Below are 24,298 nucleotides of genomic sequence, written 5' to 3'. Positions count from 1 at the left end.
TGAAACGTTATTTCTGTAATGTTGTTAAAATGTGCCTCCTTTACTGATTTCAATCAAAACCTGTATGGACAGAAGGTGAATACTTTGTTACTTTAGCGTCAAGAACATGAAATTGGTAAGACCAATTGACTCCGGGCAAATGGCTTAAGACAGGAAATCATGGCCTACAGCAAAATCCGCCAACCAAAACTCTCCGATGTGATTGAGCAGCAGCTGGAGTTTTTAATTCTTGAGGGGACACTTCGCCCCGGAGAAAAACTCCCACCGGAACGCGAGCTGGCAAAACAGTTCGACGTCTCCCGCCCCTCCTTACGCGAGGCGATCCAACGCCTTGAAGCGAAGGGGTTACTGCTTCGTCGTCAGGGCGGCGGCACTTTTGTACAGAGCAGCCTGTGGCAAAGCTTTAGCGACCCACTGGTAGAGCTGCTCTCTGACCATCCTGAATCCCAGTTTGACCTGCTTGAGACGCGCCATGCGTTGGAAGGTATTGCAGCCTATTACGCTGCACTGCGCAGCACGGATGAAGACAAAACGCGTATCCGTGAACTCCACCATGCGATCGAGCTTGCGCAACAGTCCGGCGATCTGGACGGCGAATCCGATGCGGTACTCCAGTATCAAATTGCTGTCACCGAAGCCGCACACAATGTGGTGCTGCTCCATCTGCTAAGGTGTATGGAGCCGATGCTGGCCCAGAACGTTCGGCAAAACTTCGAATTGCTGTATGCGCGTCGCGAGATGCTGCCGCTGGTAAGCAGTCATCGTACCCGTATCTTTGAAGCAATCATCGCCGGGAAGCCTGAAGAGGCGCGTGAAGCGTCTCACCGTCACCTGGCGTTTATCGAAGAGATTTTACTGGACAGAAGCCGTGAGGAAAGCCGTCGAGAACGCGCCTTACGCCGTCTGGAGCAACGAAAGAATTAGTGATTTTTCTGGCAGAACGTTAACCAGAAGATGTTGTAAATCAAGCGCGAACTAAAAGCGCGGCAACTAAACGCAGAACCTGTCTTATTACGCTCTCTGGCGAGAACGTAATGGGACAGGTTCCAGATAACTCAACGTATTAGATAGATAAGGAATACCCCCATGTCAGAACGTTTCCCAAATGACGTGGATCCGATCGAAACTCGCGACTGGCTACAGGCGATCGAATCGGTCATCCGTGAAGAAGGTGTTGAGCGTGCTCAGTATCTGATCGACCAACTGCTTTCAGAAGCGCGCAAAGGCGGCGTGAAAGTAGCGGCAGGTGCAGGGGCCAGCAATTATGTCAACACTATTGCCGTTGAAGATGAGCCGGAATACCCGGGTAATCTGGATCTGGAACGTCGTATCCGTTCTGCTATCCGCTGGAACGCCATCATGACCGTACTGCGCGCGTCTAAAAAGGACCTTGAGCTGGGTGGCCACATGGCATCCTTCCAGTCCTCCGCAACGGTATATGATGTTTGCTTCAACCACTTCTTCCGTGCACGCAACGAGCAGGATGGCGGCGACCTGGTATACTTCCAGGGTCACATCTCTCCGGGTATCTACGCACGCGCATTCCTGGAAGGTCGTCTGACCGAAGAGCAGATGAACAACTTCCGCCAGGAAGTTCACGGCAAAGGCCTGTCTTCCTACCCGCACCCGAAACTGATGCCAGAATTCTGGCAGTTCCCGACCGTCTCTATGGGTCTGGGTCCAATCGGTGCTATCTACCAGGCTAAATTCCTGAAATATCTGGAACACCGTGGCCTGAAAGATACCTCTAAACAAACAGTTTACGCTTTCCTCGGCGACGGCGAGATGGATGAGCCAGAATCTAAAGGTGCGATCACTATCGCGACCCGTGAAAAACTGGACAACCTGGTCTTTGTTATCAACTGTAACCTGCAGCGTCTTGACGGCCCGGTCACCGGTAACGGCAAGATTGTTAACGAACTGGAAGGCATCTTTGCAGGTGCTGGCTGGAACGTTATCAAAGTCATGTGGGGCGGTCGTTGGGATGAGCTGCTGCGTAAAGACACCAGCGGTAAACTGATCCAACTGATGAACGAAACCGTTGACGGCGACTACCAGACCTTCAAATCCAAAGATGGCGCATACGTACGTGAGCACTTCTTCGGTAAATACCCGGAAACCGCAGCTCTGGTTGCTGACTGGACCGATGAGCAGATTTGGGCTCTGAACCGTGGTGGTCACGATCCGAAGAAAGTCTACGCTGCACTGAAAAAAGCGCAGGAAACCAAAGGCAAAGCAACTGTAATCCTCGCCCATACCATTAAAGGTTACGGCATGGGTGACACCGCCGAAGGTAAAAACATCGCTCACCAGGTTAAGAAAATGAACATGGACGGCGTGCGTTATATCCGCGACCGTTTCAACGTTCCAGTGACCGATGAGCAGGTTGAAAACCTGTCTTACATCACCTTCCCGGAAGGTTCTGAAGAGCACACTTATCTGCACGCCCAGCGTCAGAAACTGCACGGCTACCTGCCTGCTCGTCAGCCGAACTTCACCGAGAAGCTGGAACTGCCGGCTCTGGAAGACTTCGGTGCGCTGCTGGAAGAGCAGAACAAAGAAATCTCCACCACTATCGCGTTCGTTCGTGCCCTGAACGTGATGCTGAAGAACAAGTCGATCAAAGATCGTCTGGTTCCGATCATCGCTGACGAAGCGCGTACTTTCGGTATGGAAGGTCTGTTCCGTCAGATCGGTATCTACAGCCCGAACGGCCAGCAGTACACCCCGCAGGACCGTGAGCAGGTTGCTTACTATAAAGAAGACGAGAAAGGTCAGATCCTGCAGGAAGGTATCAACGAACTGGGTGCCGGCGCATCCTGGCTGGCTGCTGCGACTTCTTACAGCACCAACGATCTGCCGATGATTCCGTTCTACATCTACTACTCCATGTTCGGGTTCCAGCGTATCGGCGACCTGTGCTGGCAGGCAGGCGACCAGCAGGCTCGCGGCTTCCTGATTGGTGGTACTTCCGGTCGTACTACGCTGAACGGCGAAGGTCTGCAGCACGAAGATGGTCACAGCCATATTCAGTCTCTGACTATCCCGAACTGTATCTCTTACGATCCGTCTTACGCGTACGAAGTTGCGGTCATCATGCACGATGGTCTGGAGCGTATGTACGGTGAGAAACAAGAGAACGTTTACTACTACATCACCACCCTGAACGAAAACTACCACATGCCGGCAATGCCAGCAGGCGCCGAGGAAGGTATCCGTAAAGGTATCTACAAACTCGAAACCCTCGAAGGTAAGAAAGGTAAAGTTCAGCTGCTGGGCTCCGGTTCTATCCTGCGTCACGTGCGTGAAGCTGCTCAGATCCTGGCGAACGACTACGGTGTGGGTTCTGACGTGTACAGCGTAACCTCCTTCACTGAACTGGCGCGTGATGGCCAGGATTGTGAGCGCTGGAACATGCTGCACCCGATGGAAACGCCGCGCGTTCCGTACATCGCTCAGGTAATGAACGACGCACCGGCAGTAGCATCTACTGACTATATGAAACTGTTTGCCGAACAGGTTCGTACTTATGTACCGGCTGATGATTACCGCGTACTGGGTACTGACGGCTTCGGTCGCTCTGACAGCCGTGAAAACCTGCGTCACCACTTCGAAGTTGATGCTTCCTACGTGGTTGTAGCGGCCCTGGGCGAACTGGCTAAACGTGGCGAAATCGATAAGAAAGTGGTTGCTGACGCAATCACCAAATTCAACATCGATGCAGATAAAGTTAACCCGCGTCTGGCGTAAGAGGTAAAAGAATAATGGCTATCGAAATCAATGTACCGGACATCGGGGCTGATGAAGTTGAAATCACCGAGATCCTGGTCAAAGTGGGCGACAAAGTTGAAGCTGAACAGTCGCTGATCACCGTAGAAGGCGACAAAGCCTCTATGGAAGTTCCGTCTCCTCAGGCTGGTATCGTTAAAGAGATCAAAGTCTCTGTTGGCGATAAAACTGAGACCGGCAAACTGATCATGATTTTCGATTCCGCCGACGGTGCAGCTGCTGCTGCACCTGCTCCGGCAGAAGAGAAGAAAGAAGCGGCTCCGGCAGCAGCACCTGCTGCGGCAGCGGCGAAAGAAGTACACGTACCGGACATCGGCGGCGACGAAGTCGAAGTGACCGAAGTGATGGTTAAAGTGGGCGACACCGTTGCGGCTGAGCAGTCTCTGATCACCGTTGAAGGCGACAAAGCCTCTATGGAAGTTCCGGCGCCGTTCGCAGGCACCGTGAAAGAGATCAAAATCAGCACTGGCGACAAAGTGTCTACCGGCTCCCTGATTATGATCTTTGAAGTAGCAGGCGAAGCTGGTGCGGCTGCCCCGGCGAAAGCTGAAGCGGCTCCAGCAGCAGCTCCGGCTCCGGCAGCCTCTGGCTCGAAAGAAGTGAACGTGCCGGACATCGGTGGTGATGAAGTTGAAGTCACTGAAGTGATGGTTAAAGTGGGCGATAAAATTGCCGCTGAACAATCACTGATCACCGTTGAAGGCGACAAAGCGTCAATGGAAGTTCCGGCGCCGTTCGCGGGCACCGTGAAAGAAATCAAAATCAGCACCGGCGACAAAGTGAAAACCGGTTCTCTGATTATGGTCTTCGAAGTTGAAGGCGCAGCGCCTGCGGCCGCTCCGGCTAAACAAGAAGCGGCGGCTCCGGCTCCTGCGGCGAAAGCTGAGAAGCCAGCAGCTCCAGCTGCAAAAGCGGAAGGTAAATCTGACTTCGCTGAAAACGACGCTTACGTCCACGCGACTCCGCTGATTCGTCGCCTGGCGCGCGAGTTTGGTGTGAACCTGGCGAAAGTGAAAGGTACCGGTCGTAAAGGTCGTATCCTGCGTGAAGACGTTCAGGCTTACGTGAAAGACGCGGTTAAACGCGCCGAGTCTGCACCGGCAGCATCTGCTGGCGGCGGTATCCCGGGCATGCTGCCCTGGCCGAAAGTGGACTTCAGCAAGTTTGGTGAAATCGAAGAAGTGGAACTGGGCCGTATCCAGAAAATTTCTGGGGCGAACCTGAGCCGTAACTGGGTGATGATCCCGCACGTTACGCACTTTGATAAGACCGATATCACCGATCTGGAAGCGTTCCGTAAACAGCAGAACGCCGAAGCTGAAAAACGTAAACTGGACGTGAAATTCACCCCAGTGGTCTTCATCATGAAAGCCGTTGCCGCCGCTCTGGAACAGATGCCGCGCTTCAACAGCTCTCTGTCCGAAGATGGTCAGCGTCTGACCCTGAAGAAATACATCAACATCGGTGTTGCGGTTGATACGCCGAATGGTCTGGTTGTTCCGGTCTTCAAAGACGTGAACAAGAAGAGCATTACCGAGCTGTCTCGCGAACTGACCACCATCTCCAAGAAAGCGCGTGATGGCAAGCTGACTGCTGGCGAAATGCAGGGCGGTTGCTTCACCATCTCCAGCATCGGTGGCCTGGGTACTACCCACTTCGCGCCGATTGTTAACGCGCCGGAAGTGGCGATCCTCGGTGTCTCCAAGTCCGCAATGGAGCCAGTGTGGAACGGTAAAGAGTTTATGCCGCGTCTGATGATGCCGATTTCGCTCTCCTTTGACCACCGCGTAATCGACGGTGCGGATGGTGCGCGCTTTATCACCATCATCAACAACATGCTGTCTGACATTCGCCGCCTGGTGATGTAAGCGAAAAAGCCGGCCCGACGGCCGGCTTTTTTCTGGTAATCTCATGAAGTCAGTGAGGTTATTGTGCGAAAGACAAATCGGTTGCCGTTTGTTGTTTCAAAATTGTTAACAATTTTGTAAAATACGGGCGGATAGAACGACCCGGTGGACGACGGGTATAAATTAAGAGGTCATGATGAGCACTGAAATCAAAACTCAGGTCGTGGTACTTGGGGCAGGCCCTGCAGGTTACTCTGCTGCCTTCCGTTGCGCAGATTTAGGTCTGGAGACCGTCATCGTAGAACGTTACAGCACCCTCGGCGGTGTTTGTCTGAACGTCGGCTGTATCCCTTCTAAAGCGCTGCTGCACGTAGCTAAAGTTATCGAAGAAGCCAAAGCGTTGGCTGAACACGGTATCGTTTTTGGCGAGCCGAAAACCGATATCGACAAGATTCGTACCTGGAAAGAAAAAGTTATCACTCAACTGACCGGCGGTCTGGCTGGTATGGCTAAAGGCCGTAAAGTGAAAGTGGTTAACGGTCTGGGTAAATTTACCGGGGCGAACACCCTGGAAGTTGAAGGCGAAAACGGCAAAACCGTGATCAACTTCGACAACGCGATCATCGCGGCGGGTTCCCGTCCGATCGAACTGCCGTTCATTCCGCATGAAGATCCGCGCGTGTGGGACTCCACTGACGCGCTGGAACTGAAAACGGTTCCTAAGCGCCTGCTGGTTATGGGCGGCGGTATCATCGGTCTGGAAATGGGTACCGTGTACCATGCGCTGGGTTCAGAGATCGACGTAGTTGAAATGTTCGATCAGGTTATCCCGGCTGCCGATAAAGACGTGGTTAAAGTCTTCACCAAGCGCATCAGCAAGAAATTCAACCTGATGCTGGAAACCAAAGTGACCGCCGTTGAAGCGAAAGAAGACGGTATCTACGTTTCCATGGAAGGTAAAAAAGCGCCTGCTGAAGCACAGCGTTACGATGCCGTGCTGGTGGCTATCGGTCGTGTACCGAACGGCAAAAACCTCGATGCGGGCAAAGCTGGCGTGGAAGTTGACGACCGTGGCTTCATCCGCGTTGACAAACAGCTGCGCACCAACGTGCCGCACATCTTTGCTATCGGCGATATCGTCGGTCAGCCGATGCTGGCGCATAAAGGTGTTCACGAAGGTCATGTTGCCGCTGAAGTTATCGCCGGTAAGAAACACTACTTCGATCCGAAAGTTATCCCATCCATCGCGTACACTGAACCAGAAGTTGCATGGGTTGGCCTGACTGAGAAAGAAGCGAAAGAAAAAGGCATCAGCTACGAAACCGCCACCTTCCCGTGGGCTGCTTCTGGCCGTGCTATCGCTTCTGACTGCGCAGACGGTATGACCAAACTGATTTTCGACAAAGAATCTCACCGTGTGATCGGTGGAGCGATTGTCGGTACCAACGGCGGCGAGCTGCTGGGTGAAATCGGTCTGGCGATCGAAATGGGTTGTGACGCTGAAGACATCGCGCTGACCATCCACGCGCACCCGACGCTGCACGAGTCCGTCGGTCTGGCTGCCGAAGTGTTCGAAGGTAGCATCACCGACCTGCCGAATCCGAAAGCGAAGAAAAAGTAATTTTTCCAAAATGATAAAAAGCGGCTGAATGGCCGCTTTTTTTTATGTGTTTGTTACAAAATGGTGTCAAAATTTGGCAAAAATTAAGGTGAATAGCCGAATTGCCAGAAAATGTTTTTTCCCGTACTGCACGATACGCCCGAACCGCATGAAATCGGCATTCCAAATCAACTTCCTGTTTCACAAGAAATAAATTACCTTATCTTGTCATTAGATGAAACTAATAACCCTCTAAACTAATAGCGTGATAACAAATTGAGAGGGGAAATGATGAAACGTTTTTTAAAAGCAGCAGTAATGACTACCGTGTTTATTTCCGGCATGGCGCTGGCGCAGGATGCCGTCATCCCATGGGCTACCAACAGCGGTGGTACCGAAAGCACGCATATTGCGGCAATGGGACAAAATTTGAATGCGCAGCATCAGCAGATTAGCCAGACACAGGAAGGTGTATGGGCAACAAACTCTGGCAGCATTCGGGCTGATGAAGTAGCACTTACCAGCACTAAGCCAGCGTTTAAAGGTTATCCTGAATTAATGCCGCATCAGAATTAACTCTCCCGCTCACGTCAGACACATCTTCGCTGACGTGAGCGTCTGGGCAATGACGCCAATCCCAAACTACCAGTTCTGGTAGTCATCTTATTGATATTTCCGCTAAAAAAAATTGCGCAACTGCCGATACTTTTTTCGCCATTGTGTGGCTACTGGCCGCGCGGTTAAGAGGCTCTGGACTCTTTATTACACGAAAAAAGGAAAAAACATGTCTTTAAAAAAAATCGCGGTTGTTGGCATGGTTGTCGCGACAATGACCCTGACCGGGTGTGGCGCCATGACCACCGCCGTTAAAAAACGTAATCTTGAAGTGAAAACGCAGATGAGTGAGACCATCTGGCTGGAGCCTTCCAGCGAGAAGACCGTCTACATTCAGGTGAAAAACACTTCCGATAAAGACATGAGCAATCTGCAAACCCTGCTGGCAAATGACCTGTCGGCTAAGGGCTATAAAGTGACCAGTTCGCCGGATAACGCTTACTACTGGGTGCAGGCGAACGTACTGAAAGCGGACAAAATGGATCTGCGCGAAGCTCAGGGCTTCCTCAAGACCGGTTATGAAGGGGCGGCGATGGGGGCAGCTTTAGGCGCGGGGATTACCGCTTATAACAGCAACTCCTCCGGCGCGGCGCTGGGCGTTGGCCTGGCTGCGGGACTGATCGGTATGGCTGCGGATGCGATGGTGGAGGACGTAAACTACACCATGGTCACTGACCTGCAAATCTCCGAGCGCAGCAAAGCGAAAGTGACAACGGATAACGTTGCCGCGCTGCGTCAGGGGACGTCCGGCATCAAGCTGCAAACCAGCACTGCGCAAGGCGATCGCGCAAAATACCAGACTCGTGTTGTTTCAAATGCGAATAAGGTAAACCTGAAGTTCGAAGAAGCGAAGCCGGTTCTGGAAGCGCAACTGGCGAAATCTGTCGCTAACATCCTGTAATTTGTTGCGAGTTGCCGGGGGGGCTACGCTTACCCGGCAACTCATCCTTCGACTCTGGGGATTCAGGGCGCGACAGGCTGCCAGGTTTTATCCAGGTGGTAGGCGGTTAACGCCTGTGCTTTTTGCTGCGACTCCTCGCCAAGATCCGCCTGATAGACCTTGTCATCACCGTTAACCATAAAGCTCATCACGCCAGTATGATCGTAGCTAACGGGCCAGGCAACCATCGCAAAGCCGCTGGTTTTGTCGGGAAGAATACGGAAATGATAACCGTGATAGCCTGTACCGGGTTCCTGCGGACTGAAGGCTGGTCCAAGCGGGCTTGGCGCTTCACCGGGTGAAACGGGCCAGTACAGACCATCTTTTTTCCCTTCAGAGCTGACAATCTTTTGTGCGTATGTCTGGTTCATCGCAAAGTAGCTTTGCTGAGCATCGACGTAGGCATGTAACGCCTCGATGGCAGCGAGTTCGTTGCGCCCAATCTCACGGGTCAGGATCTCTTCGGCCGCTTCCTTAATATCAAATTGCCAGCCAGAGGTGGTTTTAACCACCGGGATCGGCAGTTGCCAGTCGCTGTCTCCGACAACCAGATGCGCGGTATTACCGTCGACAACGGTGTTATGGCGAACCTTCCAGTCGCGCAGGAAGCGATCAACCGCATCAGGATCGACGCCTTCCGGCGGCAGAAACTCGCGCCAGTTTTCCCCGAGCAGGTTGTTCATCGCACTTTCATTTTGCTCACTAATAGCGTTTGCCAGCGCATTGGTGGCCTGGTCTGGCGTGCTGAAGGATTGCTGCGCCATCGCGGTGGCCGAAACCATGAACAACACCATTCCACTGAGTAGTTTATTTTTCATGTCGGTTCCCTTAACGATGACGGAATTCACGGTGTTCAGCACGACCGCCGGATAGCTGGCGAGATGGCTGGTTGCGGGCGAACTGCCTGCTTTAGGCCCCTCGCTGCTGCTGCGCCTGCCAGCTGGCGGAGCGACTGTCATTGCCGCTCAGCGCATTGGCGCGCGGCTGGCTGGTCCGTTGTAGAAAATTATGTTGCTGTATATTGCGTTGCTGCGCCGGTTGCGTGATCCGTTTCTCCTGGCGCTGGGCGGCAGCCTGGCGATTTTCACGCTGCTGAGTGTTTGCCCGTTGCGCCGTTTGCGGTTTGGTATCGTAACCGCGGTAGTTATTACGCTGAGAAATTTGCTTCAGTTGTTGACTGGATGCCTGACGCTGGGCGTCTCTCGTGCCCGTACGCGCCGTTTGCGGGAAAGTTTTCCCCGTTGATTTTTCCATCTGGCTCAGGGCTGCCTGACGCTGGCTATCACGGTTGATCGGTCGTTGCTGGGTTGAGCTTAAGCCCGTTGCCGTATTAGTGGAGTGAAAGCGGTTATTGAGCTGGCTATTAGGATACGGCACACCCTCGCGATAGGCCGGGTTGTGCTGCCAGTTACGGTTGGCGTCCGTTAGCCGTTGTCCGCTGATTTTATTGAAGTTATCAACGTTGATATTGATGTTGTTATCGCCGTTGCGGTTATACCCGCCATGGTTATCCCAGTCATCGTGATGATGGTGGTCCCAGTCATCGTCATCATCCCAGTCGATGTTGCTGAAGATGGCATAGGTTGTGGCGACACCGAGGCTGAAGCCTAAACCGTTCACGAAGCTGTTGCCAAACTGCTCGCCGGGCGTTGGCGGCAGATAGGTTGGCGGATAGGCGGTATTGGGCCAGGTGCCGTAAACCGTGTTCGGGTTATAGGTGGGGACGTACACCACCTGTGGATCGGCGGATTCAATTTTGATAATCGTTGGGCTTGCCGTGGCGGTCGTGGTAGTAGAACTGGTTGTTGACTCGCTGGTGACGGTTTTAGCCGGTGCCGCTTTTGTCACAGTAGTGACGGTCTGTTGCGGTGTCGATTGCAACGCCCCGGTTTGTTGCGCCAGCGCGCGCAGGCGTTGTACGGAGTCCATGACGTCTTTCGGTTGCGCGAGGAAAGCGTCACCCAGGCTTTGTACCCACGGTGGATTTTCACCCATCAGTGACATCAACTGTGGAAAGGCAACCAGCGATTTCACGCTGGGATCCCAGGGTTGACCAGCAACGGCCTGAATGGCGGCATCGCCCTGCATTTTGGGATTATCTTTTGACCACTGCGCGGCCTGGATGACGTTAGCCGGATAGGTTGAGGCCATCAAAATTTGTGACAGTAGTGAATCCGGATAGAGCGCGATAGGTGCCACCCACTGATCGATTTGCGCAGCCGAGTATGTCGGCGCGGCAGCAGGCGCAGGTTGGTCAACGGGAGCAGGGGCCGCTACGGGAGCTGGTGCCGGCGTTGAAGGTTGTTGTGCGACGGGGGCCGGCGCAGCGGGCTCCGTTACGCGACTTTTAACGAACATCACGCCAGAGGCGGCAAACAACCCGGCACTGCACAGAAGAACAAGCAGATGTGGCTTAAATGGCAACTTCATAAAATGACTCCAACGAGACAAGCGCTGTGCCGTGAGGCGTTCCTGTTGCCGCGAGTATCATGCACCCGTGTTTGACAGTTTTGACTTTTATTGGGGATTCAGCCGGCAGGTCTGGAAAAAGAGTGTGAGTATTTATTACACAATTATATCTGACGGCTAAAAAAACGCTGGAAAATTCAGCGCGTCACGCTTGAAAATCAACCGCTTTACGGCGCTCTTTATCCCTCTGAAATGCGTCCCGCCTCGCCGCTACACCATTCTTAACGATTCAGCCAATTTTTTATGTTGCTTTTTTGTAAACAGATTAACACTTAAAGAAAATCCTGTTATTGTGCCTTATGCGGTACCGGGCATTTACCCTACTAACTACTGTCTCACAGGAGCGTGAAGAGAATCGCCCATCAACAAAAGCGCCGCATTATGACAATGAGAGCGAGGAGATATCGTCGTGCTAGAAGAATACCGTAAGCACGTAGCTGAGCGTGCTGCCCAGGGGATTGTGCCCAAACCTTTAGACGCAACCCAAATGGCCGCACTTGTCGAGCTGCTGAAGACCCCGCCTGTGGGCGAAGAAGAATTCCTGTTAGACCTGTTGATCAACCGCGTTCCTCCTGGCGTAGATGAAGCCGCATATGTTAAAGCCGGTTTTCTCGCTGCTGTCGCGAAAGGCGACACCACCTCCCCACTGGTCACGCCAGAAAAAGCCATTGAACTGCTGGGCACCATGCAGGGTGGTTACAACATTCATTCGCTGATCGATGCGCTGGACGACGCAAAACTGGCACCGATTGCTGCCAAAGCGCTCTCTTCAACGCTGCTGATGTTCGATAACTTCTACGATGTAGAAGAAAAAGCCAAAGCGGGCAACGAATATGCGAAGCAGGTAATGCAGTCCTGGGCTGATGCCGAATGGTTCCTGAATCGTCCTCAGCTTGCTGAAAAAATCACCGTTACCGTCTTTAAAGTGACGGGTGAAACCAACACCGATGACCTCTCTCCGGCCCCGGATGCGTGGTCACGCCCGGATATCCCTCTGCACGCCCTGGCGATGCTGAAAAACGCCCGTGAAGGCATTGACCCGGATCAGCCGGGCGTCGTTGGCCCGATCAAACAAATCGAAGCATTACAGAAAAAAGGCTACCCGCTGGCCTACGTCGGTGATGTTGTCGGCACCGGTTCCTCCCGTAAATCGGCGACCAACTCCGTACTGTGGTTCATGGGCGATGATATCCCGCATGTGCCGAACAAGCGCGGCGGCGGTCTGTGCCTCGGCGGCAAAATTGCGCCTATCTTCTTCAACACGATGGAAGATGCGGGCGCGCTGCCGATTGAAGTCGACGTGTCGAACATGAACATGGGCGACGTGATTGATGTTTACCCTTACAGCGGTGAAGTGCGCAACCACGAAACCGGTGAGCTGCTGGCGACATTTGAACTGAAAACCGACGTGCTGATCGACGAAGTCCGCGCCGGCGGCCGTATCCCGCTGATTATCGGTCGTGGCCTGACCACCAAAGCGCGTGAAGCGCTGGGTCTGCCGCACTCAGACGTTTTCCGTCAGGCGAAAGACGTGGCGGAAAGCAGCCGCGGCTTCTCTCTGGCGCAGAAAATGGTTGGCCGCGCCTGCGGTGTGAAAGGCATCCGTCCGGGCGCGTACTGCGAACCGAAGATGACTTCCGTGGGTTCCCAGGATACCACTGGCCCGATGACCCGTGACGAACTAAAAGACCTGGCGTGTCTGGGCTTCTCTTCTGACCTGGTGATGCAGTCCTTCTGTCACACTGCGGCGTATCCGAAGCCGGTAGACGTGAACACGCACCACACGCTCCCAGACTTCATCATGAACCGCGGCGGTGTGTCGCTGCGTCCGGGCGACGGCGTTATCCACTCCTGGCTGAACCGCATGCTGCTGCCGGATACCGTCGGTACTGGCGGTGACTCCCATACCCGTTTCCCGATTGGTATTTCCTTCCCGGCGGGCTCTGGTCTGGTGGCGTTTGCTGCCGCGACCGGCGTGATGCCGCTGGATATGCCGGAATCCGTTCTGGTGCGCTTCAAAGGCAAAATGCAGCCGGGCATCACTTTGCGCGATCTGGTACACGCCATCCCGCTGTATGCAATTAAACAGGGCCTGCTGACCGTGGAGAAGAAAGGGAAGAAAAACATCTTCTCTGGCCGCATCCTGGAAATTGAAGGTCTGCCGGATCTGAAAGTCGAGCAGGCGTTTGAACTGACCGATGCTTCCGCCGAGCGTTCCGCTGCCGGTTGTACCATCAAGCTGAACAAAGAACCGATTATCGAGTACCTGACCTCCAACATCGTGCTGCTGAAGTGGATGATTGCAGAAGGCTACGGCGATCGTCGTACGCTGGAACGTCGCGTGCAGGGCATGGAAAAATGGCTGGCGGATCCGCAGCTGCTGGAAGCCGATGCTGACGCGGAATACGCGGCGGTGATCGACATCGATCTGGCGGATATCAAAGAGCCGATCCTGTGTGCGCCGAACGATCCGGACGACGCGCGTTTGCTGTCCGATGTGCAGGGCGAGAAGATCGACGAAGTGTTCATCGGTTCCTGCATGACCAACATCGGCCACTTCCGCGCCGCTGGTAAGCTGCTGGATGCGCACAAAGGCCAACTGCCGACGCGCCTGTGGGTGGCTCCGCCGACCCGTATGGACGCGGCGCAACTGACCGAAGAAGGCTACTACAGCGTGTTTGGTAAGAGCGGCGCGCGTATTGAGATCCCTGGCTGTTCCCTGTGTATGGGTAACCAGGCGCGTGTGGCTGACGGCGCAACGGTGGTATCGACCTCTACCCGTAACTTCCCGAACCGTTTAGGTACCGGGGCAAACGTCTATCTGGCTTCTGCTGAGCTGGCGGCGGTTGCGGCGCTGATTGGCAAACTGCCTACAGCGGAAGAGTATCAGACCTATGTGGCGCAGGTGGATAAGACGGCGGTGGATACCTACCGTTATCTGAACTTCGACCAGCTTTCTCAGTACACCGAGAAAGCGGACGGCGTGATTTTCCAGACCGCAGTCTAATGCGCTAACGCGTTTTGTGTAAAAACGCATCAATGCCCGGAGGCGTCTGCTTCTCCGGGCATTTTTATTTCTATTCCTTATACCCGCTACGCTTTTTTTCTGCCGCGCTGCTGCGATAATTACAGCAAGGCGCAATGCGGTATTGGCGCATTGCCGGGAGCAGAGGAAGACATTATGGATTACGAATTTCTGCGCGATATTACCGGAGTGGTAAAAGTGCGTATGTCCATGGGCCACGAGGTGGTGGGGCACTGGTTTAATGAAGAAGTGAAAGAGAACCTGGCCTTACTTGATGAAGTGGAACAGGCGGCGCGTGCGGTTAAGGGCAGTGAGCGCTCCTGGCAGCGAGCAGGGCATGAATACACGCTCTGGCTGGATGGCGAAGAGGTGATGATTCGCGCCAATCAGCTTGAGTTCTCAGGCGATGAAATGGAAGAGGGGATGAGCTACTACGACGAAGAGAGCTTTTCGCTCTGCGGCGTAGAGGATTTTCTGCAAGTGGTCGCGGCGTACCGTGAATTTGTCCATCAATCCTGAGAAATTTCAGATATCAATCAAGCCGGGTGAGACGAACCCGGCTTTTTTTTCACAAAAATGATTATTTGATTTTTATTGATCATTATTAAACTGTGATCTGCCGCGTTTGCGCTTTTATTTTGATTGAATATAATCGTTATGATTTTATTTAATCACAACATAACAACAGGCGGGAAGACCATGAACATCAAGAAGGCAATAGAACGTGTACCCGGCGGCATGATGGTTGTGCCGTTGGTTATCGGTGCCATTATCAACACTTTTGCCCCGCAGGCGTTGCAGATTGGTGGATTCACCACTGCTTTATTTAAAAATGGCGCAGCTCCCCTAATCGGCGCGTTCCTGCTCTGCATGGGCGCAGGGATTAGCGTAAAGGCGGCGCCACAAGCTTTGTTACAAGGCGGTACGATTACGCTGACAAAATTACTTGTCGCCATCGCGATTGGTCTCGGGGTTGAACATCTGTTTGGCGCGGAAGGTATCTTTGGCTTAAGCGGTGTCGCCATTATTGCGGCAATGAGTAACTCCAATGGCGGGCTTTATGCGGCGCTGGTGGGGGAGTTTGGCAACGAACGTGATGTCGGTGCGATCTCTATCTTGTCGCTGAATGATGGGCCTTTCTTTACCATGATCGCATTGGGCGCGGCGGGTATGGCAAATATTCCTGTCATGGCGCTGGTGGCGGTTTTGGTACCGCTGGTGGTAGGTATGATCCTCGGTAACCTCGATGCCAATATGCGTGACTTCCTGACCAAAGGCGGTCCGTTGCTCATTCCTTTCTTTGCCTTTGCGCTTGGGGCCGGTATTAACCTGGAAATGCTACTGCAGGGCGGTCTGGCGGGCATTCTGTTGGGGGCGCTGACCACCTTTGTTGGCGGCTTCTTTAACATTCGCGCCGACCGTCTCGTCGGAGGGAGTGGTATTGCTGGCGCTGCTGCATCCAGTACTGCAGGGAACGCGGTAGCGACGCCGTTGGCGATAGCACAAGCCGATCCATCGCTGGCAGAGGTTGCTGCTGCGGCTGCGCCGTTGATCGCAGCGTCAGTCATCACGACCGCTATTCTGACGCCAATTCTGACCTCGTGGGTGGCGAAAAAGCAGGCGCGCCAGGCAGTTCAGGAGAACAAAGCATGAAAATGATCGTTATCGCCGATGATTTTACGGGGTCTAACGATACCGGCGTACAGTTGGCGAAAAAAGGCGCACGTACGGAGGTCATGCTCACACCTGCGCAGAAACCCTCTCGTCGCGCCGATGTTCTGGTCATCAACACCGAAAGTCGGGCGATGCCTGCAATGCAGGCCGCTGCAGCTGTACAACAGGCGTTAGCGCCATGGTGTGACGAAGCGGTAACACCGCTGGTATACAAAAAAATCGACTCTACTTTCCGGGGCAATGTCGGGGCCGAAGTCACCTCAGCGATGCGTGCTGCTGGTCGGACGCTGGCCGTGATTGCGGCAGCGATCCCTGCAGCCGGGCGTACCACGCAGGATGGATTATGTCTGGTACATGGCGTGCCGCTGTTGGAGACGGAATTTGCCAGCGATCCAAAAACGCCCATTCACTCTTCTCGTATTGCTGAGCTGATCGCGTTGCAAAGCGATATCCCGGTACATGAGGTGTCGCTATCGGATGTGCGTCGGGGAAGCTTAAGTGCGCTGCTTCGCGCTTTTGCGACAGAAGGCGAATGCATGGTGGTTGTGGATGCAGTGGAAGAGCGAGATCTGGCGCTAATCGCACACGCTGTTTGCGAACAAAAACAGATGCCGTTATTGGTCGGGGCGGCAGGGCTTGCCAATGCCTTACCTGCCGGAACGTTTATGCAAGAAAAGCAGGCATTACCGGTGCTGGTCGTGGCGGGCTCAATGAGCGAAGCAACGCGACGTCAGGTGGAAAAAGCGTTGTGCCAGGGCCGGGCAACGGTGGTTGAAATCGATGCCGCGCGATTGTCTGCATCGTCATTTGAGCAGGAAATGGCCTCTGTTGTTGAACAGGCTTGCGCGCAGTTGAGCCAGCAACAGCACACGATCTTGCGTACCAGTCGGCGTGCAGAAGACCGGAATATGATCGACTCGTTGTGCGCCAACCTGGGAATGAGCCGGCAACAGTTGGGAGAGCTGCTGAGTCGGCGTCTTGGAGAGATAACATTGCGGATTATTGAACGGGCGCGTATCGGCGGTTTGTTCCTGACCGGAGGCGATATTGCTACGGCGGTCGCCAGTGCGCTGGGGGCAGAAGGGTATCGCATTCAAAGTGAGGTTGCCCCCTGTATTCCGTGTGGAACATTTGTGAACAGCGAGATTGATGACTTGCCAGTGATCACCAAAGCGGGTGGATTCGGTTCCGACACGACCCTTTGTGATGCGCTTTATTTTATTGAGGAGATGTACCGTGGTAACTAAAACTATTGCGATTACGATGGGAGATCCGGCGGGAATTGGTCCGGAAATTATTGTTAAAGCACTGCGTGAAGATGACCTTAATGGCGCCCCGCTGGTGGTGGTTGGGTGCCTGCAAACTCTGCAGCGATTACAGGCCCAGGGGCTGGCTGAAGGGGTGACATTCCGTGCAATCGAAAAGGTTGCTGATGCCCGATTCGAACCGGGTACGATTCATGTGATTGATGAACCGTTGGCGCAACCCGACGAACTGGTCCCGGGAACAGTGCAGGCGCAGGCAGGCGATCTGGCCTATCGCTGTGTAAAACGGGCGACGGAACTGGCGATGAAGGGCGATGTGCACGCCATTGCGACCGCGCCGTTGAATAAAGAAGCATTACATCTTGGCGGACACAATTATCCCGGACATACGGAACTACTGGCAACGTTGACGGAAAGTCGTGATTACGCCATGGTGCTCTACACCGACAAGCTGAAAGTCATCCATGTTTCCACGCATATTGCTTTGCGCAAATTTCTCGATACGCTCAATGGGCAACGTGTTGAAACGGTGATTGGCATTGCCGATACCTTCCTGAAGCGCGTCGGTTTTGCGCATCCGCGTATTGCCGTGGCGGGGGTGAATCCACATGCCGGTGAAAATGGCCTGTTTGGTGATGAGGAAATCCGCATTGTCGGGCCTGCGATTGAGAATATGAAAGCGAAGGGGATGAATGTATACGGACCGTGCCCGCCGGATACTGTGTTTTTGCAGGCTTATGAAGGCCAGTACGACATGGTGGTGGCGATGTATCACGATCAGGGTCATATCCCGCTTAAGTTGCTTGGTTTTTATGATGGGGTAAATATCACAGCAGGTTTGCCGTTTATTCGTACCTCAGCCGATCACGGTACGGCATTTGATATCGCCTGGACGGGAAAAGCAAAATCTGAGAGCATGGCCGTATCGATCAAACTGGCAATGCAACTGGCGTAATTTACTGTTATGAAAGGCCAACACCGTCTGGATAAGATTGTGGCGTATTTGAAAAATCATACGCTGGTTACCGTGGAGCAACTGGTTGAGGCGGTTGACGCCTCTCCAGCAACAATCAGACGCGACCTCATCAAGCTGGATGAACAGGGCGTGATCAGCCGTAGCCACGGCGGTGTTGCCCTGCGACGTTTTGAAGCGGCGCAGCCGACTACCAATGAAAAGCAGCTGCGATCGCCCGCTGAGAAACGGGCGATTGCGCGTTTTGCCGCCTCAATGGTGCATGCTGGCGATGCCGTGGTGCTTGATGCCGGTACCACAATGCTGGAGCTGGCAAAATGTCTGACCCATTTGCCGCTGCGCGTCATTACTGTTGATCTGCATATTGCCCTGTTTTTGTCAGAATTCCGCCAGATAGAAGTGACGATTGTTGGTGGGCGCATTGATGACAGCAGTCAGTCCTGCATTGGTGAGTTTGGACGGAAAATGTTGCGTAGCGTCTATCCCGATATCGCCTTTATGAGCTGTAACACCTGGAGCATGGACAAGGGTGTGACCACGCCAACGGAAGACAAAGCGGGACTGAAGCAAGAAATTATCGCCAATGCGCAACGGAAGGTATTACTGGCGGATAGCAGTAAGTATGGCGCGCATTCGTTATTTAACGTCGCGCCGCTTAGCCGCTTTACTGATATTGTTACCGATGTGAATTTACCGCAAGGCGCAAAGGCTGAATTAAAAGCGCAATCCGTGGCCCTGACGCTGGTACAGCCAGAGTAACGGCGGTGGATTATTTAACGTAAGCCAACAGGCTCAGGGAATCACGCGCCAGCGCTTTGCATTTTTTTGCCGTTGGGATGCCGATACCGCTGAGATCGCGATAGCTGTCCTCACCCAGCGCCTTCATGTTGAAGGTGTCGTAATTACTCAGGTCCCACTGGTTTTGCTGGGCAAAAAAGACCAGTGCGCGACGGATCTGCCCATTTGGCAAATTCTGGTATCCACAGTCATTTTTCAGAAAAACAAAAACTGCCGTTAAATCGGCCATATCTTCGGCTTCGGACTCGCTCAGCGCGTAGCTATTTGCGCATACGGCCATCAGGCTGCCGAACAAAACTGTTCTGAAAAACGTCTTCATTGCTTCTACCACTGCATCACGGAATTTAAACGTTAGCACACTGCGAGCGAAGCGACGACCTTTATTATTAGCCGTTTACTTGACCTTCCCGTAAGGGGAAGGCTTATGCTTAAAAGATAGCCTGCTTAAGCTGCTGAATATAAGGAAGTGATTATGCAACGTCGTGACTTTTTAAAGTACTCCGTGGCGCTGGGCGTCGCGTCAGCATTACCTCTGTGGAGCCGTAGCGTATTTGCCGCCGACCGTCCGGCATTGCCCATTCCAGACCTGTTAACCGCCGATGCTTCTAATCGCATTCAGTTGATTGCACAAGTCGGGCAGTCGAGCTTTGCAGGTAAAACCGCCACGACGTGGGGATATAACGGCAATTTGCTCGGACCGGCGCTAAAGCTGAATAAAGGGCAATCGGTGACGGTGGATATCCACAACCAGCTTGCCGAAGAGACGACGTTACACTGGCACGGACTGGAAATTCCTGGTGAAGTTGACGGTGGGCCGCAAGGTATTATCCCGGCAGGCGGGAAACGCTCTGTCACTTTCACCCCGGATCAACGGGCAGCAACCTGTTGGTTCCACCCGCATCAGCATGGCAAAACCGGTCGTCAGGTGGCGATGGGGCTGGCCGGACTGGTGCTGATTGAAGATGAAGAGATTCACAAACTACTACTGCCGAAGCAGTGGGGCATAGATGATGTGCCGGTGATTATTCAGGATAAGCAGTTTTCCGCCGATGGACAGATCAACTATCAACTGGACATGATGACCGCTGCCGTCGGCTGGTTTGGCGATACGCTGCTGACCAACGGCGCGATTTATCCTCAGCATGCCGCGCCGCGCGGTTGGCTGCGTTTGCGCCTGCTGAACGGGTGTAACGCTCGCTCGCTGAATATTGCCGCCAGCGACAATCGTCCTCTGTACGTTATTGCCAGCGATGGTGGACTGTTGGCTGAACCGGTCAAAGTCACTGAACTTCCCATGCTGATGGGCGAGCGCTTTGAAGTGCTGGTGGATGTGAGCGACGGTAAGGCGTTTGATCTGGTCACTCTTCCTGTCAGCCAGATGGGGATGGCGGTTGCGCCATTTGATAAGCCGCACCCGGTGATGCGCATTCAGCCGCTGTTGATTACCGCTTCCGCAACGCTGCCTGATTCGCTGACATCCATGCCGTCATTGCCGTCACTGGATGGCCTGACGGTGCGCAAACTACAGCTATCTATGGATCCGATGCTCGACATGATGGGCATGCAAATGCTGATGAAGAAATACGGCGGTCAGGCGATGGCGGGTATGGATCATGGGAAGATGATGGACCATATGAATAATGACAATATGGGCCACGGGAAGATGAATCATGGCAATATGAACCATGGCAACATGGGGAATATGCAGCATGGCAACATGAAGCAGGCGGGATCATTTGATTTCCATAATGCCAACCGGATTAACGGTCTGGCGTTTGATATGAATAAACCCATGTTCGCCGCGGCGAAAGGTCAGCATGAGCGCTGGGTGATTTCTGGTCAGGGCGACATGATGCTGCATCCGTTCCATATTCACGGCACCCAGTTCCGCATTTTGTCTGAGAATGGCAAAGCGCCTGCCGCGCACCGCGCGGGATGGAAGGACACGGTACGGGTAGAAGGCGGCGTCAGCGAGGTGCTGGTGAAGTTTGACCACAATGCGCCGAAAGAGCATGCCTATATGGCGCATTGCCATCTGTTAGAGCATGAAGATACCGGCATGATGCTCGGATTCACGGTATAAAAAAAGCCGGGTGGCGGCTTCGCCTTACCCGGCCTGTATGTCGTATCCGTAGGCCCGGTAAGCTTAGCGCCACCGGGCTTTTCAGTTATTTAGCGTCGTCCGGCAAGGCGTACGCCACGATATAATCGCCCATCTTCGTGCCAAACGACCCGTGACCTCCGGCGGAGATCACCACATACTGTTTGCCATTCACTTCATAGGTCATCGGTGTCGCCTGTCCACCTGCCGGTAGACGACCTTGCCACAATTTCTCACCGTTACTCATGTTGTAGGCGCGCAGATAGTTGTCGGCGGTCGCGGCAATGAACAGCACGTTACCGGCGGTGGAAATAGGCCCCCCCAGCATTGGCATTCCCATATTGAACGGCACCTGAACCGGCATTGGGAACGGCATGCTGTCCTGCGGTGTGCCAATACGTTTTTTCCACACCACTTCATTGGTCTTCAGATCCACGGCGGAGATGTAGCCCCAGGCTGGCTGCTTACACGGCAGGCCAAATGGCGACAGGAACGGATTCAGCGTGACGCCGAACGGCACGCCGTACTGTGGCTGAATCCCTGATTCTGTGCCGGTGCCTTTGGCATCTTTCGGCGGCTCCATCGGATTGCCTGGGCCGCGTGGGATCAGCTTCGATACAAACGGCAAGGCCATCGGGTTGGCAATCGCCACCTGACGGTTAGGATCAACGGAGATGCCGCCCCATTCAAACATCCCCAGGTTGCCGGGGAACACCAGCGTGCCCTGCTCCGAAGGCGGGGTGAAGATGCCCTCATAACGCAGTTGGTGGAACATCACGCGACACACCAACTGATCGAACATGGTGGCGCCCCACATATCCGCGCCGCTCAAATCTTTCTGCGGACGGAAGGTGAGATCGGAGAACGGCTGGGTTTTGCTGACGTAATCACCTTTGGCTGCGCCCTGCGGCACCGGTTTTTCCGGGGCTGGTACCACCAGTTCACCATTACGGCGGTCGAGCACGAAGATGTTACCGGTTTTCGCCGGGGCGTAAATGACCGGGACTTTCTGCCCTTTAACGGTGATATCCGCCAGCGTCGGCTGCGCCGGTAAGTCCATATCCCATAGATCGTGATGAACGGTTTGATAGCTCCAGGCCAATTTCCCGGTAGTGGCATTTAACGCCAGGATGGCGCTGGCATAACGTTCCTGTTCCGGCGTGCGGTTACCGCCCCAGATGTCCGGAGTGGTGACGCCCATGGGCAGATACACCAGATCCAGCTTCGCGTCATAGGCCGCAGGGGCCCAGGAGTTTGGTGAGTTAAAGGTGAACGTATGTTCATCTGACGGGATGAAATTGGGATCTTTGGCGCCTGGGTCGAACGCCCACAGCAGCTTACCGGTATTCACATCGAAACCACGGATAACGCCGGAGGTTTCGCGGGTGGAGAAGTTATCGGTCACCGACCCGGCAATCACGATGGTTTTATCAGTAATGATGGGCGGCGACGTCGGCTCATACAGACCCGGCGTGGTATCCGGCATGTTGGTCTGTAAGTTAAGGATGCCTTTATTGGCGAAGGTTGCGCACAGCTTGCCGGTTTCCGCGTTCAGGGCAAACAGACGGCCATCGTTCACCGGCAGGATGATGCGGCGCGGACAGTCAGCAACCACTTCCGGGCTGGCGTTATCGGCCCGTGCTTCATGATAAGAAACGCCGCGACAGGTCACGTGCTGGAAAGAGGTGTTGGTATTGAGTTGCGGATCGAAATGCCACTTCTCTTTACCACTCGCCGCATCAAGTGCAAACAGACGCTGGTGGGCGGTACACAGATAGAGCGTATCACCAACTTTGATCGGCGTGACTTCATTGGTGATTTCACCCGGATCGTTCGGCTGTTTTAAATCACCGGTACGAAATACCCAGGCTTCTTTCAATTGATGTACGTTGTCGGCGTTAATTTGTTTTAACGGTGAGTAGCGTTGACCTTCCTGATTGCGTCCGTAAGCGGGCCAGTCCTCGTCGGCCACGGGTGAAATTGCTTCGGCCGGGGTGGTATCCGCGCTCAGCGTGCCGTGTATTTCCTGCGGATCGTTGAAACCCGCCCAGGTCAGGATCCCGCCGCTAATCAGTAGTGCGACGACGAGCGCTGTTACCGCACCGCTGGAAGGTACGATCAGATGGCGCCAGACGAACGGCAGAATCAGCCAGATACCGAAGAAGACCAGGATATCGCTACGCGGTGTTAATGCCCAGAAATCAAACCCAACTTCCCATACGCCCCAAATCATAGTGGCGAGAAGCAGGACGGCATACAGCCAAAGCGCGGAGCGTTGACTACGCCATAGCAGGAAGGCCACGCCGAGCATGGCCAGACCCGCAATAGGGTAATACCAGGAGCCACCGATGGCGACCAGCCAGCCTCCGCCAATCAGGAGATAGAGTCCACAAAGTGCGGCGAACAGAGCACTCAGTGTCACGATAAGTCGTTGGGATCGTACGTTGTTATTTGCCATAAAAAATACCATCACAGGTGTTATTTCTTTAATAGCAGTTAATTATAGGAGTTAAAACGCGTGATGATTGTCACACAATGAACTTTATCAACAGATGCCGCGGATGAATGCTTTTGCTGGTATACTGCGTGCCTTGCGCTTAGATGCTCGCTTATTAAAAGTAAGCATTGAGTGATTTGTTTTAAATCATATGGTTAGAGATATGAAACATACTGTTGAAGTCATGATCCCGGAAGCGGAGATCAAAGCGCGTATTGCTGAACTGGGACGTCAGATTAACGAACGTTATAAGGACAGCGGCAGCGATATGGTGCTGGTTGGTCTGTTACGCGGCTCATTTATGTTTATGGCGGACCTGTGCCGTGAAGTGCATGTCTCCCACGAAGTCGATTTCATGACTGCATCCAGTTATGGCAGCGGAATGTCTACCACGCGTGATGTTAAAATCCTGAAAGACCTGGATGAAGACATTCGTGGCAAAGACGTGCTGATTGTTGAAGACATCATCGACTCTGGCAACACGCTGTCTAAAGTGCGTGAGATTTTGAGCCTGCGCGAGCCGAAATCCCTGGCTATCTGTACGCTGCTGGATAAACCTTCCCGTCGTGAAGTGGATGTGCCGGTTGAGTTTATCGGATTCTCTATTCCAGATGAGTTTGTGGTCGGCTACGGCATTGACTATGCCCAGCGTTATCGCCATCTGCCGTACGTTGGCAAAGTAGTGCTGCTGGACGAGTAATTGGC

17 protein-coding genes and 1 pseudogene are annotated in these 24,298 nt (G+C 53.7%); 14 read left to right on the top strand and 4 right to left on the bottom strand.

The genetic code is table 11. From position 1 onward, the window contains the following. Positions 1–159 precede the first annotated feature (159 nt). The 6 genes from pdhR to traT all read left to right on the top strand — a co-directional run bounded on the left by pdhR (position 160) and on the right by traT (position 8,752). Positions 160–924: a pyruvate dehydrogenase complex transcriptional repressor PdhR gene (gene pdhR, locus AC534G_RS20790; protein WP_003018699.1), complete on the top strand. Its 765-nt coding sequence runs from the start codon at positions 160–162 to the stop codon at positions 922–924. A gap of 162 nt (positions 925–1,086) precedes the next feature. After that, on the top strand, positions 1,087–3,750 hold the full coding sequence (aceE, locus tag AC534G_RS20785) for a pyruvate dehydrogenase (acetyl-transferring), homodimeric type (protein ID WP_038637266.1): 2,664 nt from the start codon (positions 1,087–1,089) through the stop codon (positions 3,748–3,750). A gap of 14 nt (positions 3,751–3,764) precedes the next feature. Beyond that, positions 3,765–5,657, top strand: coding sequence for a pyruvate dehydrogenase complex dihydrolipoyllysine-residue acetyltransferase (aceF, locus tag AC534G_RS20780; protein WP_038637268.1), 1,893 nt, complete (start codon positions 3,765–3,767; stop codon positions 5,655–5,657). A 175-nt stretch (positions 5,658–5,832) separates the two neighbouring features. Beyond that, a complete protein-coding gene (gene lpdA, locus AC534G_RS20775) occupies positions 5,833–7,257 on the top strand; it encodes a dihydrolipoyl dehydrogenase (RefSeq protein WP_003018686.1) in 1,425 nt (474 codons plus the stop codon). Positions 7,258–7,527: 270 nt separating this feature from the next. Further along, positions 7,528–7,812: a hypothetical protein gene (locus AC534G_RS20770; protein ID WP_060855471.1), complete on the top strand. Its 285-nt coding sequence runs from the start codon at positions 7,528–7,530 to the stop codon at positions 7,810–7,812. A gap of 208 nt (positions 7,813–8,020) precedes the next feature. Further along, positions 8,021–8,752 carry a conjugal transfer complement resistance protein TraT gene (gene traT / locus AC534G_RS20765; RefSeq protein WP_038637274.1) on the top strand — a complete coding sequence of 244 codons (732 nt, stop codon included), beginning with the start codon at positions 8,021–8,023 and terminating at the stop codon, positions 8,750–8,752. Between the two features lie 62 nt (positions 8,753–8,814). Here traT and AC534G_RS20760 read toward each other — a convergent pair whose 3' ends face one another. Next, a complete protein-coding gene (locus AC534G_RS20760; RefSeq protein ID WP_038637277.1) occupies positions 8,815–9,609 on the bottom strand; it encodes a DUF2950 family protein in 795 nt (264 codons plus the stop codon). 10 nt (positions 9,610–9,619) lie between these two features. Then, positions 9,620–11,221 (bottom strand): annotated as a pseudogene (locus AC534G_RS20755) (DUF3300 domain-containing protein). Positions 11,222–11,669: 448 nt separating this feature from the next. On the opposite strand from AC534G_RS20755, the gene acnB reads away from it, so the two are divergent. The 6 genes from acnB to AC534G_RS20725 all read left to right on the top strand — a co-directional run bounded on the left by acnB (position 11,670) and on the right by AC534G_RS20725 (position 18,956). Beyond that, the gene (acnB, locus tag AC534G_RS20750; RefSeq protein WP_110498736.1) at positions 11,670–14,267 is read left to right on the top strand and encodes a bifunctional aconitate hydratase 2/2-methylisocitrate dehydratase; all 2,598 of its coding nucleotides are present in this window, start codon (positions 11,670–11,672) and stop codon (positions 14,265–14,267) included. Positions 14,268–14,441: 174 nt separating this feature from the next. Beyond that, positions 14,442–14,804: a protein YacL gene (gene yacL, locus AC534G_RS20745; RefSeq protein ID WP_038637284.1), complete on the top strand. Its 363-nt coding sequence runs from the start codon at positions 14,442–14,444 to the stop codon at positions 14,802–14,804. A gap of 180 nt (positions 14,805–14,984) precedes the next feature. Further along, on the top strand, positions 14,985–15,938 hold the full coding sequence (locus AC534G_RS20740; protein WP_110498735.1) for a 2-keto-3-deoxygluconate permease 1: 954 nt from the start codon (positions 14,985–14,987) through the stop codon (positions 15,936–15,938). After that, positions 15,935–17,206 carry a D-threonate kinase gene (gene dtnK, locus AC534G_RS20735; protein WP_110498734.1) on the top strand — a complete coding sequence of 424 codons (1,272 nt, stop codon included), beginning with the start codon at positions 15,935–15,937 and terminating at the stop codon, positions 17,204–17,206. Before AC534G_RS20740 ends, dtnK begins: the two co-directional genes overlap by 4 nt. Beyond that, positions 17,196–18,179: a D-threonate 4-phosphate dehydrogenase gene (locus AC534G_RS20730; protein ID WP_085048296.1), complete on the top strand. Its 984-nt coding sequence runs from the start codon at positions 17,196–17,198 to the stop codon at positions 18,177–18,179. The genes dtnK and AC534G_RS20730 overlap by 11 nt, the downstream gene beginning before the upstream one ends. A gap of 9 nt (positions 18,180–18,188) precedes the next feature. Continuing rightward, the gene (locus AC534G_RS20725) at positions 18,189–18,956 is read left to right on the top strand and encodes a DeoR/GlpR family DNA-binding transcription regulator (RefSeq protein WP_038637298.1); all 768 of its coding nucleotides are present in this window, start codon (positions 18,189–18,191) and stop codon (positions 18,954–18,956) included. A 10-nt stretch (positions 18,957–18,966) separates the two neighbouring features. Here the strand turns inward: AC534G_RS20725 and AC534G_RS20720 are convergent, their stop codons facing one another. Beyond that, entirely contained in the window at positions 18,967–19,314 is a 348-nt protein-coding gene (locus AC534G_RS20720; protein ID WP_003018667.1) for a YacC family pilotin-like protein, read from the bottom strand. 153 nt (positions 19,315–19,467) lie between these two features. Between AC534G_RS20720 and cueO the strand changes: the two genes are divergently transcribed. Further along, the gene (gene cueO / locus AC534G_RS20715; RefSeq protein ID WP_110498733.1) at positions 19,468–21,078 is read left to right on the top strand and encodes a multicopper oxidase CueO; all 1,611 of its coding nucleotides are present in this window, start codon (positions 19,468–19,470) and stop codon (positions 21,076–21,078) included. A gap of 85 nt (positions 21,079–21,163) precedes the next feature. Here cueO and AC534G_RS20710 read toward each other — a convergent pair whose 3' ends face one another. Next, the gene (locus AC534G_RS20710) at positions 21,164–23,554 is read right to left on the bottom strand and encodes a glucose/quinate/shikimate family membrane-bound PQQ-dependent dehydrogenase (protein ID WP_110498854.1); all 2,391 of its coding nucleotides are present in this window, start codon (positions 23,552–23,554) and stop codon (positions 21,164–21,166) included. 202 nt (positions 23,555–23,756) lie between these two features. On the opposite strand from AC534G_RS20710, the gene hpt reads away from it, so the two are divergent. Beyond that, complete coding sequence (hpt, locus tag AC534G_RS20705; protein ID WP_042312274.1) at positions 23,757–24,293, top strand: hypoxanthine phosphoribosyltransferase; 537 nt, start codon at positions 23,757–23,759, stop codon at positions 24,291–24,293. The last annotated feature ends 5 nt before the right edge of the window (positions 24,294–24,298 follow it).

It is taken from the genome of Citrobacter sp. CRE-46, assembly GCF_059615875.1.
This window is presented reverse-complemented; position numbering and strand designations above follow the sequence as displayed.